The organism is Actinomadura sp. CNU-125 (assembly GCF_001942465.1).
Taxonomy (GTDB): Bacteria; Actinomycetota; Actinomycetes; order Streptosporangiales; family Streptosporangiaceae; genus Spirillospora.
This window is the reverse complement of sequence record NZ_MKJY01000344.1, coordinates 1-16,574: the sequence shown is the minus strand read 5'-3', so window position 1 is coordinate 16,574 and position 16,574 is coordinate 1. Positions and strand designations below refer to the sequence as shown.

The following is a 16,574-nucleotide window of genomic DNA, read 5'->3' as shown; positions in this document are numbered from 1 at the left end:
CCGTGTCCGAGGTCCTCAGCAACGACCAGTGGCTGGAGGGCGCGTGGACGACGATCGAGCTCACCATCCTGGGCGCCCTGCTGGCGCTGGTGCTCGCCCTGGGCTTCGGCCTGGCGGGCACCTCGCGCCTCAGGTGGGTCCGCGCGCTGAACCGCGTCTACGTCGAGTTCTTCCGCGGGACCCCGGCGCTGGTGCTGCTCTACTGGTTCTTCTACGCGCTGCCGCTCGTCGGCTTCCGGTTCACCTCGCTCGTCGCGGCGGTGCTCGCCCTCGGGTTGAACGTCGGAGCGTACGGGGCGGAGGTGGTGCGCGGCGCGATCAACGCCGTGCCCAAGGCCCAGTACGAGGCCGCGGTCGCGATGAACTTCACGCCCCTGCAGCGCATGCGGTTCGTGCTGCTGCCGCAGGGCGTCGCGCTCATGCTGCCGCCGTTCGGCAACCTGCTCATCGAGCTGATGAAGGCGACGGCCATCGTCTCCCTGATCGGCCTGGTCGACCTGACCCGGGTGTCGAAGAACCTGCAGAGCAGCCTGGGTGAGACCGTCACGGTCTTCGCCGTCGTCCTGGTGTTCTACTTCGTGATCGCGCAGATCCTGCAGCTGTTCGTCCGCTACGCCGAACGGCGCGTCGACCGGATGCTCGGCCGCCGGGGCGGCCACGAGCCGTCGCTGAAGTCCGTCGCGGCGGGCGCGCCCGGAGCGGGGGTGTCCGGCTGATGGTGCAATGGGACACCGGGTACGCCTGGGACGTTCTCCCGGCCCTCCTCGAAGGCCTGCGCGTCACCGTCCTGGCGACGCTGATCGCCTACGCGATCGCCTCGTCCTCGGGCTGGTGTGGACGCTGCTGCGGCGGGCGCCCAACGTGGTCGTCCGGCAGACGGTCCGGTGGGTCACCGAGTTCATCCGGTCCACGCCTCTGATCCCGCAGTTGTTCTTCGTCTACTTCGTCTTCCCCGACTGGGGCCTGACGCTGGAGTCGCTCACCGCCGGGATCATCACGTTGGGCGTGCACTACTCCACCTACACGGCGGAGGTGTACCGGGCGGGCATCGCCGACATCCCGAAGGGGCAGTGGGAGGCCTGTACCGCGCTCAACCTGCCGAGGTCGCGGGTGTGGCTGGACGTGATCCTGCCGCAGGCGATCCGCCGGGTCATCCCGACCCTCGGCAACTACCTGATCGCGACGTTCAAGGACACCCCGATGCTGCTGGCGATCAGCGTCCACGAGGTGCTCTTCGTCGCGTTCGACGAGGGCGCCAAGACCCTTCGCTACCTGGAGCCGCTGACCGTCGCCGGGCTGATCTTCGTCCTGGTCAGCGTGATCTCCTCGATCATCGTCCGCCGCCTGGAGAGGCGTTATGCCACCAACTGACACCGCACCGGAAGACCCGAAGCCCGCCGAGACCGAGGGCGTCTCGACGGCGAAGGGTGACGCGACGAAGAGCGACGCGACGAAGAGCGACGCGACGAAGGGCGGCGCGCCCACGGGCGACGTCCGCAAGGGCGGCGCGGCCGAGACCGCCGCGCACCTGCCGCAGAGCGGCGCTCCGGGCATCCGTTTCGAGAAGGTGGTCAAGCGGTTCGGCAGCAATGTCGTGCTCCGCGAGCTCGACTTCACGGTGCGGCCCGGCGAGCGCGTGACGCTCATCGGGCCGTCCGGGTCGGGCAAGACCACGATCCTGCGGCTGCTGATGACGCTCGAGAAGCTCAACGAGGGCGTCATCTGGATCGGCGACAACACGCTCTGGCACATGGACAAGGGCGGCAAGCTCGTCGCGGCCAACGAGAAGCACCTGCACGAGATGCGCAAGCAGGTCGGCATGGTGTTCCAGCAGTTCAACCTGTTCCCCAACATGAACGTGCTGCGCAACCTCACCGAGGGGCCGGTCCGCGTGCTGGGGGTCTCCAAGGACGAGGCCGTCGCGCGGGCCCGCGAGCTGCTGGACATGGTCGGGCTGGCCGACAAGGAGAACGCCCACCCGAGCAGGCTGTCGGGCGGCCAGCAGCAGCGGGTCGCGATCGCGCGCGCGCTCGCGATGCAGCCCAAGGTGCTGCTGCTGGACGAGGTCACCTCGGCGCTCGACCCCGAGCTCGTCGTCGGCGTCCAGGACCTGCTGCGCGACATCGCCCGCGAGAGCGACCTGACGATGCTGTGCGTCACGCACGAGATGCACTTCGCCCGGGACATCTCGAACCGGGTCCTGATGTTCGACCAGGGCCAGATCGTCGAGGAGGGCCCGCCGGACCAGATCTTCGGCGAGCCCACCGAGCAGCGCACGCGCGACTTCCTGCAGGCCGTCCTGGCCTCCTGACCCGCCCGCCGCTCGGCCGCGTTCGCCCGCGCCCCTTTTCCGGGGGCGCGGGCGAACGCGTTCACGCCCCGCCCGCCTCCGTCAGACCGTGTTCTTCCATGCCCGCGCGACGAGGTCGGCCCACTGCGGCGCGGGCACGCCGGCACCGGCCTGGTCCGCCATCGCGGCGGGGAACGACCCGAGCGGGGCCTTGCCCGGCTTCCGGGCGATCTGCCCGATGATCGCGTCGGTGAGTTCCCGGCCCGCGTCCAGCCGCGGGAACGCCGCGTGCGCCCGGTCGGCGATGCCGCCGGGGAGGGCGTCCGCGCCGAACGCGACGACGTCGGCGCCGGATCCGGCGTGGGTGAGGGCGATCTCCGGACGCATCCGGTGCGCGATCCCCAGGCTGGTGTGCAGGGCGATCGCCTCCCACACGACCCGGATCCGCTCCTCGTCGAGCCCGTTGTCGCGCAGGAACGCCGCGGCGTAGTCGGCGCCGTCCACCTCGAACCGCTCGCCGCCGTCCCCGCCTTCGGTGAGGCCGAGGTCGTGCAGCAGGCAGGCCAGGAGGAGCGCCTCGTCGTCGTAGTCGGCGCCCGGCCGCAGCCCCCGTCCCTCCCCCAGCGCCCGGCCGAACAGGTAGGTCCGGGCGCTGTGCCCGGCGAGCGCGGCGGTCCCGGTCGTGCAGACGAAGTCGTACGCCTTGCGGGTCAGGTCGGTGTCGGGGGCGTCGAAGTCGGCGAAGAAGTCGGCCATGTCGGTCTCCCTGTCGGTCGATCGGTGAACGGCATCGATCGTCCGCCGTCCGCCCGCCGCCTGCCAGTGACCGTTCTGCCGATGTGCGCTACGTTTCGGCCATGCACATCGTCGCCGTCCTCGCGCTGGACGGCGTCGTGCCGTTCGACCTCGCCGTTCCCGGCCAGGTGTTCGGCGCCACCACAACCGACCGGGGCGTCCCCCTGTACGAGGTGCGCGTGTGCGCCGGGACGGGCGGCGCGGTGACGGCCGGGGCGCTCGGCCGGATGCGGGTGGAGGCCCCGTTCGGGCTCGACGCGCTCGCGGGCGCCGACACGATCGTGGTCCCCGGCCACGACGATCCGTCCGCCGCGACCGGACCGGTGCTGGACGAGTTGCGCGCCGCGTCCGCGCGGGGCGCGCGCGTCGCGTCCATCTGCGTCGGCGCGTTCGTGCTGGCGGCGGCCGGGCTGCTGGACGGGCGGCGCGCGACCACCCACTGGATGTACGCGCGGCGGCTGGCCCGGCGGCATCCGGAGATCGACGTGGACCCGTCGGTGCTGTTCGTCGACGAGGGCGCCGTGCTGACCTCGGCGGGGGTCGCCGCCGGGGTCGACCTGTGCCTGCACATCGTCCGGCGGGACCACGGCGCCGCGACCGCCGCGCGGACCGCGCGCCGGATCATCATGCCGCCGCAGCGCGACGGCGGGCAGGCGCAGTTCATCCGGCATCCGGACCCCGCGGACGGCGGCGTCGCGCTGCAGCCCCTGCTGGCGTGGCTGGAGTCCGGCCTGCACCGGCCGGTCACCCTCGACGACATCGCGCGGCGGGCGTCGGTCAGCGTCCGGACGCTGAGCCGCCGGTTCCGGGAGCAGACCGGCACGACGCCGCTGCGCTGGCTGGCGGACGCCCGGGTGCGCCGCGCCCAGCAGTTGCTGGAGACCACCGACCTGCCGGTCGAGCGGGTCGCCGCCGAGTGCGGGTACGGGTCGGCGGTGACGCTGCGGGCCCACTTCGCGCGCCGGGTCGGCGCGTCCCCGCAGGCGTACCGGGGCGCGTTCCGCGCCGCCCCTCCGGATGTGCACCGAACGTGATTCGGTACCGTGGCCGGATGGACACGCGGGAGGGATGCACGACCGATGGGTGACGGCACGGCGATCGCAGGGCTCGGCATGACCGAGCTGGGCAAGGTGTACGGACGCAGCCCGCGCCGGTTCGCGGCGGACGCGGTGCGGCTCGCCGCGGCCGACGCGGGGCTCGCGCCGGGCGAGGTGGACGGGCTGATCGTCAGCCACGGGCTGGGGGGCTCCCCCGGCATCGAGCTGGCCGACACGCTCGGGATGCGCGAGCTGCGGCTGCTCACGCAGATGAACTCCTTCGGCGCCACCGCCGGGGCGATGATCTCCTACGCGGCGATGTCGGTGCGCAGCGGCGCCGCGTCCGCGGTGGCGTGCGTGTTCGCGGACGCGCCGCTCAAGCCGAAGCAGTCGTCCGGTGCGGCCTACCACCGCGACGCCCGCGAGTGGTACGGGTTCGGCGGGATGACGGCCGCGCTCGGGCTGCGCAGCGTGAACGCGTTCTACGCGCTCGCCGCGCAGCGGCACATGGCCCGCTACGGCACCACCAGCGAGCAGCTCGGCGCGATCGCCGTCGCCACCCGCGAGTGGGCGGCCCGCAACCCGCTCGCGCAGATGCGCGACCCGATCACCCTGGACGACCACCAGAACTCGCGCTGGGTCGCCGAGCCGCTGCACCTGCTGGACTGCTGCCTGGTGTCCAACGGCGCGATCGCGGTGATCGTCACGTCCGCCGAACGGGCCCGCGACCTCGCGCGTCCGCCCGTCCATCTGTGGGGGTGGGGGCAGGGCCACCCGGGGCTGCCCAAGGAGCGCGGCAGCGAGTGGGGCCTCACCACCGGCGCCGCCGTGTCCGGGGCGACCGCGATGAAGATGGCGGGCGTCACCGCGTCGGACGTCACCATGTGCGAGCTGTACGACTGCTACACGTACACGGTCCTGGTGTCGCTGGAGGACTACGGGTTCTGCGCGAAGGGCGAGGGCGGCGCGTTCGCCGCGTCCGGCGCCCTCGGCCCCGGCGGGGCGCTGCCGACCAACACCGGCGGCGGGCAGCTGTCGGGGTACTACATGTGGGGCATGACGCCGCTGTCGGAGGCCGTGATCCAGGCCCGCGGGGACGGCGGCGACCGGCAGGCGCCGTCCAACGAGGTCATCCTGGTCAGCGGGAACGGCGGGATCCTCGACCACCACTCCACGCTGATCGTCAGCCCGCACCCGAAGGGAGTCTGACCGATGGACATCGGCGTTCTGCGGCGCGACGGCCGCACCGACCCGTTCTTCGACGGCGCCGCCGCCGACCGGCTCGTGATCAAGCACTGCGCGGCCTGCGACCGGTGGCTGGCCCCCGACGCGGGCGACTGCCCCGGCTGCGGGACGACCGGGCTCGACTGGGCGGACGCGAGCGGCGCGGCGTCGCTCGTCACGTGGACGATCACGCACGGGCGCCCGGCCGCGGACGGCGCCGTCCCGCCCCCGGGCGTTCCTCGCACTGGTGGAACTGGCCGAGGGGCCGTGGCTGCACGCCCGGCTGGACGGCGTCGACCGTGCGGCGCTGCGCGAGGGCCTGCCGCTGCGCGCGGTGTTCGCGCACCCGGACGAGGGCGAGCCGTACCTGCTGTTCCGGCACTGGACCGAATGACGTTCGGTCCAGTAGCGTTCGCGGTATGAACACCGAGGTCTGCCGCCGGTTCGGCATCGAGTTTCCGCTGTTCGCGTTCAGCCACTGCCGGGACGTCGTCGCCGCCGTCACCAACGCGGGCGGCTTCGGTGTCCTCGGTGCGGTCGCCTACACGCCCGACCGGCTGGAGGAGGAACTCCGCTGGATCGACGACCACGTCGACGGGCGGCCGTACGGCGTGGACGTCCTCGTCCCCGCCAAGATCGACGAATCGGCCGAGCGGGGCGGCGGCCTCGGCGCCATGCTCGCCACGGTCTCCGAGGAGCACTGGACGTTCCTCGCCGGGCTGTTCGAGAAGTACGACGTCCCGCTGCCCGACTTCGAGAAGGCCAAGCGGGCGAACTCGCCCGGCGGCCCGCAGGTGACGAAGAAGGGCGCCACCGAGCTGATCGACGTGTCGCTCGCGCACCCGATCGGGCTCATCGCGAGCGCGCTCGGCACTCCCCCGCCGCTGATGGTGGAGAAGGCCCGCGCCGCGGGCGTCCCCGTCGCCGCGCTCGTCGGCACCGCCGAGCACGCCCGCCGGCAGGTCGCCGAGGGCGCCGACCTCATCGTCGCGCAGGGCGGCGAGGCCGGCGGGCACACCGGCGAGATCTCCACGATGGTCCTGGTCCCCGAGATCGTCGACACCGTCGCACCGGTGCCCGTCCTCGCGGCGGGCGGCATCGCGACCGGCCGCCAGATGGCCGCGTCCCTGGCCCTCGGCGCGTCCGGCGTCTGGTGCGGCTCGGTCTGGCTCACCACCGAGGAGGCCGAGACCCCGCCCCAGGTCAAGGAGAAGCTGCTCGCCGCGACGTCCCGCGACACGATCCGGTCCCGGTCGCGCACCGGCAAGCCCGCCCGGCAGCTCCGCTCCGCCTGGACGGACGAGTGGGAGGGCCCCGCGAGCCCCGGCGCTCGGCATGCCGCTGCAGATGATCGTCGCCGAGGGCGCCATGCGGCAGATCAACAAGGTCGCCGAGTCCGGGAACCCGGGCGCGCGGCAGCTGGCGAGCTACTTCGTCGGCCAGTGCGTCGGCCTGATGAACACCGTCAAGCCCGCCCGCCAGGTCGTCTACGACATGGTGCAGGAGTTCGCGGACGCCGTGGAACGGCTGAACGAGATCACCGCGGACTGACCGGCGGCCCCTCCCGGGGCCGCCGCGATCAGGCGTCCGCGACCGGCGCGAACTCCAGGTGCAGCTCGTTGAGGCCGCGCAGGATGTAGGTCGGCTCGTAGGAGAAGCGGCGCTCGCCGGACGGGCCGTGCTCGGCCTCGTCGAGCGTGATGCCGCCCGTGCGCTCCAGGAGCCGTTCGATGCTGACGCGGGCCTCGATGCGGGCGAGGGGCCCGCCGGGGCAGGAGTGGATGCCGCGCCCGAACGCCAGGTGCTCGCGCACGTTGGGACGGTCGACGCGGAACTCGTGCGGGCACTCGAACCGCTCCGGGTCGCGGTTCACCGCGCCGTTGAGCACCATCACCGTGGTCCCCCGGGGGCGACGTCGACCCCGCCGAGCGTCGTGGCCGTGCGGGCGAGCCGGAAGTCGCTCTTGACCGGGCTCTCCATCCGCAGCGTCTCCTCGACGAACGCGGGGACGCGCCCGCGCTCGTCCCGCAGCAGCCGCTGCAGGTCGGGCCGCTCGGCGATGATCCGGAACGCCGAGGTCAGCAGGCGGGCCGTGGTGTCCTGCCCGGCCGCGAACAGGAAGCACGCGACCCGGACCACGTCGGCCACCTCCGGAAGCGTGCCGTCGGGGAAGCGGGCCGTGGCCAGCGAGGTCAGCACATCGCCGCGCGGCTCGCGGCGGCGGTCCTCGACGTAGCCGGTGAACCGCTCCTCCAGAAACTCCAGCGGGTTGGCGATGGGCACCTCGCCGTTCTCCAGCGGAGCCGACCCGGACGCCAGCTGCGCCCGGAAACTCCGGTGGTCCTCCTCCGGGACGCCCAGCAGGTCCGCGATGACCAGCAGCGAGAACGGCTTGGCGTACTCGCTCATCAGCTCGCACCGGCCGCGCCCGAGGAACTCGTCGATCTGGCGGTCGGCCAGGCGCCGCATGAACGCCTCGTTCTCCTGCAGCCGCCGCGGCGTCAGCAGCTTCTTCAGCAGCTCCCGGTGCGCGGTGTGCTGCGGCCGGTCGAGGGTCACCAGGTGTTCGTTCATCGGGAAGTGATCGCGGTACTTCTCGATCAGCGCCCCGATGTCGTCGCCCTCCGGCTCGAACGGCAGGCTCGGGAACGGCCCGGTCACCGCGTTGATCGACGAGTAGGCCGCGTGGTCCCGGAAGACCGCGACGGCGTCGTCGTAGCCGGTCACCGCGGCCACGCCGTGGTGCGGCTCGATCTTTACCGGGCACTCCCCGCGCAGCCGGTCGAAGTACGGATGCGGGTCGTCGACGAGGGACTCGTCCGAGAAGAGATCAGGCTCGTAGGAGTTGCACATGGGGGCCTCCATCGGGGGTCTGCAGTGCAGCTGCTCAGCGCCTTCCACTTGCCGAGCACCGGGGGTTTCCGCTGGTCAGGGGGAATCTTTGCGGTCAGGTTACGTGAGGCGAATGAGTAAAAAAGACACCGCCGTCCCTTGAGAATTGCAATGATGGGGGACGGGGGCGAAAACGGGGCGAACGGCGACCGACGGGGGAAGCAGGATTGATCAAGACCATCGACAAGATCGCGTGGATCCACCTGGACGGTGGCAAGGTGCTCAGCACCCGATCGCGCGGCAAAGACGTCTACTACCTTCCCGGCGGCAAGCGCGAGCCCGGCGAGACCGACCTCGACACGCTCGTCCGGGAGATCGAGGAGGAACTCGACGTCGCCATCGAACCCGACACCGTCCGGCACTTCGGTACGTTCCGGGCGCAGGCGCACGGGCACGCGTGCGGCGTCACCGTCCGGATGACCTGCTACACCGCCGACCACCGGGGGACGCCCGTCCCGCGCAACGAGATCGAGGAGGTCGGCTGGCTGTCCTACCGCGACCGCGACCGGGTGTCACCCGTCGACCAGATCATCTTCGACCGCCTGCACGAGGACGGCGACCTGCACTGACCGGGCGTCCCGGACGGTCTCAGCCGTCGCGCGCGGTGATCCAGGCGGCGATCTGCGCGCGGGAGGTGTGGCCGAGCTTGGCGAGGATGTGCTCGACGTGCGAGTCGGCGGTGCGTTTGGCGATCGTCAGCCGTTCGGCGATGTCGCGGTTGGAGAGCCCTTCGGCCACCAGCGCGGCGACCTGCAGTTCGCGCTCGGTGAGCGGGCGCGGCGGCGGCCGCGGCGGGCCCGTCCGCGCGCGGACCGGGTGACGGGGTCTCGTCGAGCGCGTCCTCGACGGCGTAGGCGCTCGGCAGCCGCGCCCCCTCCGCGAACGCCGCCTCGTACCGTTCGTCCCCGAGGGCCTGCTTCGCCAAGGCGATGTGGTTGTCGCGCAGCGCGGCGTGCTGGGGCCCGAACCACGCCGTCTGGGTGAACTCCCGCATCCGGTCGGAGGTGCCGAGGAGCCGCGCGGCGCGGGCGTGCTCGCCGCCGCTGCACAGGCAGCCCGCGATCGCCTCCAGCCCCAGCGTGATGCCGAGCTCGTCGTCGAGGTCGCGCTTGGTCCGCAGCGCGGCACGCAGCCGCGCCAGCGCGGCGTCCAGGTCACCGGCCAGCCACAGCGCGATCCCGCCGACCAGCATGCCGTAGGAGCGCACCCACAGTTCCCCGCGCTCCGCGGCGACCCGTGCCGCCAGCCCGGCGTGCTCGGCGGCCGGACCGAGCCGGTTCTCGAACATGTGCGCCAGACCGCGGAACACCTCGACGAGCATGGGCACGACGTCGTCGTAGTCGGTGTCGCGGTACAGCTCCGCGGCGGTGCCGAGCCGCTCCAGCGCGAGGTCGTGGTCGCCCGCGAACAGGGCCGCGATTCCTTGGCCCGCGATCGCCTCGACGAGGGTGTTCCGATCGTCGTCCGCGCGAGCCTGCAGCACCGCCCGTTCCAGCAGGCCGCCCGCCGTGCCGATGTCGTCCTGGAGCGTCATGGTCAGGGCGGCGATCGACAGGAAACCCGCCCAGCCCGGCGCCGTGGTGTCGCGGGCCGCCAGCAGGCGGTCCATCCAGTAGCGGGCCTCGCCCATCACCCCCTGCAGCGCCCAGAGGCGGCCGAGGGCGGCCATGACGTCCCGGATCGCGTGCGGCTCCGCCGTCGCCAGGATGTGGCCGAGCACACCGCAGATGTTGGCGCGTTCGAGGCCGAACCATTCCAGCCACTGCACCTGCGCGGAGGTGTTCAGTTCCAGGCGGGCGCGGCGGAGCCGCCGCGCGTACCACTCGAAGCAGCGCCGCCGGACCCGGTCCTGCTCGCCCGCCGCCGCGAGGCGTTCGGCGCCGTACTCGCGCAGCGTGTCCAGCATCCGGTAGCGGACGCGGTCGCCGCGGTCGGCACGGTGCACGATCGACTTCTCCAGCAGCCCCGTCAGCACCTCGACGATGCGCTCGGGCGCGGGTTCGGCGCCGTCCGGGCCGTCGGCGCAGACGTGCTCGACGCCCTCCAGGTCGAAGTCCCCGGCGAACACCGACAGCCGCGCCCACAGCCGCCGTTCCTCGTCCGAGCAGAGTTCGTGGCTCCAGTCGACCGCGGCGTGCAGCGTCTGGTGGCGGCCGAGGCCGGCGCGCCTGCCGCGCGCCCGGAACATGTGCGTGCCGAGCCTGCCGAGCACCTGGTCGGGAGAGAACGCCCGGAGCTGGACGGCGGCGAGCTCGATCGCCAGCGGGATGCCGTCGAGGCGGTCGCACAGCCGCACGACCGCCGCGCGGTCGCCGTCGTCGAGCGTCCAGCCCTGGACGGTCGCGGCCGCGCGTTCGGCGAAGAGCCTGACGGAGTCGCAGTCGAGGGCGTCCGGGCCGTCCAGGGAGTTCCCGGGCCGGTCGAGCGGCGCGACCATGAAGATGTACTCGCCCATGATGTCGAGGATCTGGCGGGTGGTCGCCAGGACGCGGAGCCCGGGGGCGGTCCGCAGCAGGGCCTCGGTCAGCATCGCGCATTCGTCGACCAGATGCTCGCAGGTGTCGAGCACGAGCAGCAGGCGGCGGTCGGCGAGGTGGTCGGCGAGCCGGTCGACCGCGTCGCCGGTGCGTTCGCCCACCCCCAGCGCGTCGCAGACCGCCTGCGGGAGCAGCGTCGGCTCGGTCAGCCCGGAGAGGGCGACGAAGAACACGCCCTCGGCGAAGCTGCCGCGCAGCTCGGCCGCCGCGCGCACGGCGAGCCTCGTCTTGCCGACGCCGCCCGGCCCGGTCAGCGTAACCAGGCGATGCTCGGCGAGCAGCCGCGGGATCTCCCGCAGCTCCGCCTTCCGGCCGACGAAGCTGGTGAGCTCCGCAGGAAGCCGTCCCGTCTGTCGTTCCAGCGCGGTAGCAAGCGTCATTGCCGCCTCCAGGTCAGCTTCCGCCGGGAGCCCGGCTCGCGGAGTCAGCTGAATTGTAGTGACTTCCTCACGGATCGCGACCACGATCCGCCGAGCCGGTGCGGCACCGGCCGGGCCGGTTCCGGACAGCGTCACGGGTTTCCCGCCGTACCGAGCGCGGAACCGGCGGGCTCTCGGTACGGGCCGCGCCGTACGGACGCCGCCGCCCGCCGCCGAAGTTCGGTACGCCGATCGGTTCCCCTACCGATGCGCCCGCGCCGCCGTCTCGGCAGGATGAGCGTCGGCCGGCCGGAACCCGGGCCGTCCCCCAGCAAGAGGGGCCCGGGGAGCGCCCCCTCCCGGGGGCGGGAGGCACGAGATCGAGATCTTCGTGCCCCCGCGACGCGGGTTCCCGCCGGCCGCCCACCGGTGTTCCCGCGCGGTCCACCGGTCGGCGGCCGGGGAACCGGTGGGGACCCCGGCCGGCCCGGGACAGGGCACGGGGAGGCGGACGGCGCGGGCGACGAGGGGGCCGGATGGACGCCTGGAGCGGCGAGTATCTGTACAGCTGGGACGTCCGGGGCCCGGACGTACCCGGCACGGGCCCGGTGGGCATCAGCCGGGACCGGCGGCGGGCGATGGAGGACCTCGCGCGGGCCTTGCGGAGCGCGGGGCCCGGCGCCCGCGGCGCGGTCTGGGCCGTCCGTGTCGATCTGGCGCGGCAGGCGGCGTACCGCTACGGCGGTCTCGTCGCCGAGGGGGCGCACGACCCGGCGTCCGGCGAGGTCACGGTAGAAGGGCCGTGGCCCCTGGACCCGGTGATCCTCGGCCCCTCGGGGGACGCCGGGGAGTGATCGTCAGCCGGGCGTGACCGTCAGGCGGCCGCCTTCGCCGGGGGCGACCCCGGTGCCGAAGGCCGCGCAGGCGGCGGTGAGGCGGCTCGTGATCCAGGCGCGGTCGGTGCCCTCGGCGAGACGGGTGCGGGCGTAGTCGAGGCGGACGGGGATCGCGTCCACGCGGACCGGGCCGCGGTCGTCCAGGGTGACGCGGAAGAGGAGCCCGAGGTCGTTGCGCAGGACGTCGTCCACGGCGTAGTCGTCGATGAAGTCGCCGAGATCGAACAGGACCGGACCGGCGACGCCGTGGAAGACGTGGGCGGAGTGCCCGGCGACCAGCGTGGCCCCGGCGTCCAGGAACGCCCGCGCGGCCCGCCGGACGTACGGGAGCGGCTCCGAGGTCATGTTCGGGCCCCAGTGCGGGGTGACGACGACGGCGTCGCAGGCGGCGCGCAGGTCCCGTATGCGGTCGAGGAGGCGGGCGGGCACGCCGGTCTCCAGGTCGGCGTGGGCGACGCCCGCACGGCCGGGCGCGGCGGCGAAGTCGGCGGGGTGGTCGGTGACGCCGACGATCGCCAGGCGAACGCCGCCCGCTTCCAGGACGGCCGGTGCGTACGCCTCCTCCGGGTTCCGCCCGGCCCCGACGGTCCGGACGCCCGCGGCGGCCAGGTGGTCGAGGGTGTCGGCCAGGGCGTCGGGGCCGTAGTCGAGGGCGTGGTTGTTGGCGAGGGTGACGCAGTCGACGCCGAGACCGGCGAGCACGCCGGCGGCGGGCGGCGGCGCGCGGAAGTGGAACGCCTTGCCGACCGGGTCCCACCGCCGTCCGCGGTCGGAGACGCAGCATTCGAGGTTGAGGACGGCGAGGTCGGCTTCGGCGACGGCGTCGCGCACCCCGGCGGAGAACAGGCCGTCCGGGTCGGCGGCGACGCGTTCGGCGACGCCCCGGCCCAGCATCGTGTCTCCGGCGAGCACGAGCGTGACGGACATCGGAACCCCCTCAGTCCCTTGTGCCCGGTTTGCCCGACGGCGTCACATGGTGCGAGGGGACGGTCTCGGGTTAGCGGGCGCCGATCCATTCCGCCATGTCGTCGGCGAGGAGGCAGAAGCCGCCCTCCCCGGCGGCCGCGCGCCTCAGGCGAGGGGGCGGCCGGGGCCCTTCTTGATCTGCTCGACGAACAGCCGCGCGAGGGCGTCGTGGCCCTTCACGGTCGGGTGGAAGCTGCGCGGCTCGGCCTTGAACGCGGACAGGTCGACGGTGAGCCCGTTCATGAACGGGTCGCGGCTGCCCGCCTCGTGCCCGGCGAACGCGCCGTAGGCGTCCACGAACTCGACGCTGCCGGGCGCGCCCGTCGCCGCGATCCCCGCGTCTAGCTCGGCGGCCGTCTGCTCGATCAGCCGGCTCAGCTCGTACGTACGGGCGTTCAGCCACCGCTGGTCGGCGACCGTGATGTTGTCGCCGCCCGCGCCCGCCACCTCCGAGAACGCCTTCGGGTAGCCCATCAGGACGATCCGCGCCCGGGGCGCCCGCTCCCGGAGCCCGCCGATCAGAGCGGGCAGCTCCTGGCGGAGCTCCGCCATCCGCGACGCGATGTCGACACCCTGCTCGGTGCAGGCGTCGCTCCACGGCAGCTTCACCACGCACCCCGCGAGGATCTTGGAGAAGCCCACGTCGTTGCCGCCGATGCTCATGGTGATCAGGCTGGTGTCGCCGCCGATCCGGTCGATCTGCGGGCGCTCGCCGCCCTTGCCGTCCAGCACGTCCGCGGTGGTGGCCCCGGAACACGCCCAGAACGCGCTGCCCCGGGCGAACTCGAACGCCGCGGCGACCCCGTGGTAGTACGCCTCGGACGTCCGGTGGCAGCGGTTCAGCGGATTGCGGTCGGTGATGGTCCGCTCGGCGCCGAGCCCGGACGAGTAGGAATCGCCCAGCGCCACGTACCTGCCCCGGGTGGCCGCCTGGACCGGAGGCACGGCCCGCTTCTTCGCCACGACCGGGTCGGCCCGCATGTCCGGTACCGGCTCCCGGCAGCCGGCGCCGAAAACCTCGCACCGGACCGCGGGCAATGCCACCAGCGGGACGACCGCCAGGGCCAGCAGCGCGACCAGAGCGGCCGCGGAGAACGTCCGATCGCCGAGCCGGCCCCGCAGACCGCGCAACCACGCCCCCGGGCTCGCCATCGTCCCCCCTGTCCTGTTGTGCCGGGCGCGCCGCCCGGGAACCCGGGCGGGGGCGACCCGCGTCCTAGGACAACAACGATACGGGGGACTCCGGACGATGCTCGCGACACTGACCGGCCTCGGCCTGTCGACCGCCGCCGGGTTGAACGCCTACATCCCGATGCTCGTCGTCGGGTTCCTGGCCCGCTTCACCGACCTCGTCCGGATGCCCGCCGAGTTCGGATGGCTGACGAACGGCTGGGTGCTGGCGGGCCTCACGATCCTGCTGGCCGCCGAAGTCGTCCTGGACAAGATCCCCGCGGTCGACACCGTGAACGACGCCGTGCAGACGCTCGTCCGTCCGGCGGCGGGCGGAGCGGTCTTCGCCGCCACCGACGCGGCGGAGCGGCTGGACGGGCAGGCTTCGTCGTTCATGCGGGAGCACGGCTGGATCGGCTGGGTGCTCGGCATCGCGGTGGCGCTGGCGGTGCACGCGGTCAAGGCGACGGCGCGTCCGCTGATCGACGCCGGGACGTTCGGCGTCGGCGCGCCGGTCGTCAGCACCGCGGAGGACACCGCGTCGGTCGGCATGAGCCTGGCGGCGATCCTGGCACCGGTGATCGCACTGCTCCTCATCCTGCTCACCCTGGGGACGGGGTACCGGCTGCTGCGCCGCAAGCGCCGGGCCGGTCGGTCGGCGCCCACATGACGACGCGCGGGCCCAGCCGGTGCAGGCCCGCCGCGACCTCGGCGTCCCAGTGCGCCCGCAGGCCCGGCCCCCAGCGCGCCTCCGGCAGCTCGGCGAACCCGTGCCGCTCGTACCAGGGCATGTTCCACGGGACGTCCCGGAACGTCAGCAGGCTCACGCCCGGCGACCCGGCCGCGCGCGTCCGGACGGCCGCCAGCAGCGGGACGCCGATGCCCCGCCCGGTGAGATCGGCGCGGACGGCGATCTGCTCCAGGTGCGCCGCCCCGTCGACGTCGCGGACCGCGGCGAACGCCACCGGCGGGTCGCCCGCCACGAGGATGCCGGCGTCCGTCCCGATCAGCTCCTCGATCACGGTGGGGCCGGGCGGGAACACGATGCCGAACGGCCGGAACAGCCCGTCCGCGGCCCGCTCGATCTCCGGCAGGACCGCCAGATCGGCGTCACGCGCAACCCGCACCTCGAAGTCCATGGCGCGATCGTAGGGCTCCCGCGGACGACGGACGATCGAATATCCGCGTGCGCCGGACACGCGGCGTCGTCCAGACTGACCCGATGGGCTGGACGTTGACACGCGACCTCGAATCCTTCCTCGCCGACGCCGGAACCTTCATGCACGCCGACCCCGCCGTCCACACGGTGACCCTCACGGTGACCGCGACCATGCGCGCCCAGGACCCCGCCGACCGGGAGGACGTCCTGTTCGGGCATTGGACCCGGGGCGACCGCGTCGCGGGCGTCGCGATCTGGACGCCGCCGCGCCCCCCGCTGCTGGGCTGCCCACCGGACGCGGCCCGCGAACTCGCGGACGCCCTGCACGGCGACGTCCCGGGCGTGCACGCCGCCCCCGAGACGGCCGAGGCGTTCGCGGACGCGTGGCGGCACCGGACTGGCGGCACCACCCGCGTTTCGATGCGCCAGCGCCTCGTCCGCCTCGGCACCCTCGCCGCCCCCGACCCGCTCCCGCCCGGCGCGGCCCGCATCGCGACCACCGCCGACCGCGACGCCGTCCTCAAGTGGTTCATCGCGTTCAGCGAGTCGGACGAGGAGCACGCGCCCGTGAGCCCGGCGACCGTCGACGACCGCATCGCCACCGGCGGCCTCGCCCTGTGGGACCTCGACGGGACCCCGGTCGCAATGGCCGCCCGCACCCGGATCGTCGCCGGGACGGCCCGCGTCGCGCCGGTCTACACACCCCCGGAGCACCGCCGCCACGGCTACGGCGCCGCCGTCACCGCCGCCGTGACCCGCTCCGCCCTGGACGCGGGCGCACGCGAGGTCGTCCTGTTCACCGACCTCGCCAACCCCACGAGCAACGCCATCTACCGGCGCCTGGGCTACCGCCCCGTCGAAGACCGCACCCTCCTCGCCTTCACCCCCACCTGACCAAGACGGACCGCCCCTCGCCCCGACCGTCCGACCGGGCAAGCTGCACCCCCATCACGCACGCGGCAGACGGCGGCCGAGGGCCCGGGTCCCGTGGCGTCCATGTCGCCGCACCCAGGGATCGGGGTCAGTTCACGCATGCAGCGGACGGCCAGATCCGCCGGGGCACAGGGGCCTACGGAGTCCAGCGCCGCGTCGGCGGCGCCGCCCGCCATACCGGCGGCGGTCGCTAAGGGCGGGCGGGGGCGTTTAGGCCCGCGGTCAATTGGCGCATGCAGCGGACGGCCAGGTCCGCCGGGGAGCCGGGGCCCGTGGAGTCCGCGTCGGCGCGCGGGCCCAGGTCTCGACCGCGATG

16 protein-coding genes and 4 pseudogenes are annotated in these 16,574 nt (G+C 73.5%); 12 read left to right on the top strand and 8 right to left on the bottom strand.

The window, feature by feature from the left end; all coding sequences use genetic code 11:
- Positions 1-2: 2 nt before the first annotated feature.
- The 3 genes and pseudogenes from ehuC (at position 3) to ehuA (ending at position 2,311) form a co-directional block, all read left to right on the top strand.
- Positions 3-716, top strand: coding sequence for an ectoine/hydroxyectoine ABC transporter permease subunit EhuC (ehuC, locus tag BJF79_RS32580; RefSeq protein ID WP_075903213.1), 714 nt, complete (start codon positions 3-5; stop codon positions 714-716).
- Positions 716-1,371, top strand: a pseudogene (gene ehuD / locus BJF79_RS32575) (ectoine/hydroxyectoine ABC transporter permease subunit EhuD). The gene ehuC and the pseudogene ehuD overlap by 1 nt, the downstream one beginning before the upstream one ends.
- Entirely contained in the window at positions 1,358-2,311 is a 954-nt protein-coding gene (gene ehuA / locus BJF79_RS32570) for an ectoine/hydroxyectoine ABC transporter ATP-binding protein EhuA (RefSeq protein WP_262402875.1), read from the top strand. Before ehuD ends, ehuA begins: the two are co-directional and overlap by 14 nt.
- An 81-nt stretch (positions 2,312-2,392) precedes the next feature.
- Here ehuA and BJF79_RS32565 read toward each other — a convergent pair whose 3' ends face one another.
- Positions 2,393-3,046 carry an HD domain-containing protein gene (locus tag BJF79_RS32565; protein ID WP_075903211.1) on the bottom strand — a complete coding sequence of 218 codons (654 nt, stop codon included), beginning with the start codon at positions 3,044-3,046 and terminating at the stop codon, positions 2,393-2,395.
- A gap of 101 nt (positions 3,047-3,147) precedes the next feature.
- Here BJF79_RS32565 and BJF79_RS32560 point away from each other — a divergent pair, with 101 nt between their 5' ends.
- From BJF79_RS32560 to BJF79_RS32545, 5 genes and pseudogenes are all read left to right on the top strand, one after another.
- Positions 3,148-4,119, top strand: a complete 972-nt coding sequence (locus BJF79_RS32560; protein ID WP_075903257.1) for a GlxA family transcriptional regulator — start codon at positions 3,148-3,150, stop codon at positions 4,117-4,119.
- A gap of 45 nt (positions 4,120-4,164) precedes the next feature.
- Positions 4,165-5,331 carry a thiolase family protein gene (locus BJF79_RS32555; RefSeq protein ID WP_075903209.1) on the top strand — a complete coding sequence of 389 codons (1,167 nt, stop codon included), beginning with the start codon at positions 4,165-4,167 and terminating at the stop codon, positions 5,329-5,331.
- Between the two features lie 3 nt (positions 5,332-5,334).
- A pseudogene (locus BJF79_RS67535) lies at positions 5,335-5,439 on the top strand (hypothetical protein); the annotation flags it as partial.
- Between the two features lie 154 nt (positions 5,440-5,593).
- The gene (locus BJF79_RS62635) at positions 5,594-5,740 is read left to right on the top strand and encodes an OB-fold domain-containing protein (protein WP_262402874.1); all 147 of its coding nucleotides are present in this window, start codon (positions 5,594-5,596) and stop codon (positions 5,738-5,740) included.
- A 25-nt stretch (positions 5,741-5,765) separates the two neighbouring features.
- Positions 5,766-6,897: pseudogene (locus BJF79_RS32545) on the top strand (NAD(P)H-dependent flavin oxidoreductase).
- A gap of 28 nt (positions 6,898-6,925) precedes the next feature.
- On the opposite strand, the gene BJF79_RS62630 reads toward BJF79_RS32545, so the two are convergent.
- Together BJF79_RS62630 and BJF79_RS32540 are read right to left on the bottom strand one after the other, a co-directional pair.
- Entirely contained in the window at positions 6,926-7,237 is a 312-nt protein-coding gene (locus BJF79_RS62630; RefSeq protein ID WP_262402873.1) for a cytochrome P450, read from the bottom strand.
- Entirely contained in the window at positions 7,237-8,199 is a 963-nt protein-coding gene (locus BJF79_RS32540) for a cytochrome P450 (RefSeq protein WP_262402872.1), read from the bottom strand. The genes BJF79_RS62630 and BJF79_RS32540 overlap by 1 nt, the downstream gene beginning before the upstream one ends.
- A 206-nt stretch (positions 8,200-8,405) precedes the next feature.
- Between BJF79_RS32540 and BJF79_RS32535 the strand changes: the two genes are divergently transcribed.
- The gene (locus BJF79_RS32535) at positions 8,406-8,807 is read left to right on the top strand and encodes an NUDIX hydrolase (protein WP_262402871.1); all 402 of its coding nucleotides are present in this window, start codon (positions 8,406-8,408) and stop codon (positions 8,805-8,807) included.
- Between the two features lie 19 nt (positions 8,808-8,826).
- Here BJF79_RS32535 and BJF79_RS62625 read toward each other — a convergent pair whose 3' ends face one another.
- Together BJF79_RS62625 and BJF79_RS62620 are read right to left on the bottom strand one after the other, a co-directional pair.
- Positions 8,827-8,976 carry a helix-turn-helix domain-containing protein gene (locus BJF79_RS62625; RefSeq protein ID WP_262402878.1) on the bottom strand — a complete coding sequence of 50 codons (150 nt, stop codon included), beginning with the start codon at positions 8,974-8,976 and terminating at the stop codon, positions 8,827-8,829.
- A 1,789-nt stretch (positions 8,977-10,765) separates the two neighbouring features.
- Positions 10,766-11,155 (bottom strand): annotated as a pseudogene (locus tag BJF79_RS62620) (AAA family ATPase); the annotation flags it as partial.
- A 515-nt stretch (positions 11,156-11,670) separates the two neighbouring features.
- Here BJF79_RS62620 and BJF79_RS32525 point away from each other — a divergent pair.
- Complete coding sequence (locus tag BJF79_RS32525; protein ID WP_075903207.1) at positions 11,671-11,988, top strand: hypothetical protein; 318 nt, start codon at positions 11,671-11,673, stop codon at positions 11,986-11,988.
- A gap of 3 nt (positions 11,989-11,991) precedes the next feature.
- On the opposite strand, the gene BJF79_RS32520 is transcribed toward BJF79_RS32525, so the two are convergent.
- Entirely contained in the window at positions 11,992-12,957 is a 966-nt protein-coding gene (locus BJF79_RS32520) for a CapA family protein (RefSeq protein ID WP_075903205.1), read from the bottom strand.
- A 144-nt stretch (positions 12,958-13,101) separates the two neighbouring features.
- Complete coding sequence (locus BJF79_RS32515; protein WP_075903203.1) at positions 13,102-14,148, bottom strand: SGNH/GDSL hydrolase family protein; 1,047 nt, start codon at positions 14,146-14,148, stop codon at positions 13,102-13,104.
- 97 nt (positions 14,149-14,245) lie between these two features.
- On the opposite strand from BJF79_RS32515, the gene BJF79_RS32510 reads away from it, so the two are divergent.
- Positions 14,246-14,836 carry a DUF4126 domain-containing protein gene (locus BJF79_RS32510; RefSeq protein WP_075903201.1) on the top strand — a complete coding sequence of 197 codons (591 nt, stop codon included), beginning with the start codon at positions 14,246-14,248 and terminating at the stop codon, positions 14,834-14,836.
- On the opposite strand, the gene BJF79_RS32505 is transcribed toward BJF79_RS32510, so the two are convergent.
- Entirely contained in the window at positions 14,769-15,305 is a 537-nt protein-coding gene (locus BJF79_RS32505) for a GNAT family N-acetyltransferase (RefSeq protein WP_075903199.1), read from the bottom strand. The genes BJF79_RS32510 and BJF79_RS32505 overlap by 68 nt on opposite strands.
- A gap of 47 nt (positions 15,306-15,352) precedes the next feature.
- Between BJF79_RS32505 and BJF79_RS32500 the strand changes: the two genes are divergently transcribed.
- Complete coding sequence (locus tag BJF79_RS32500; protein ID WP_262402870.1) at positions 15,353-16,219, top strand: GNAT family N-acetyltransferase; 867 nt, start codon at positions 15,353-15,355, stop codon at positions 16,217-16,219.
- Positions 16,220-16,574 lie beyond the last annotated feature (355 nt).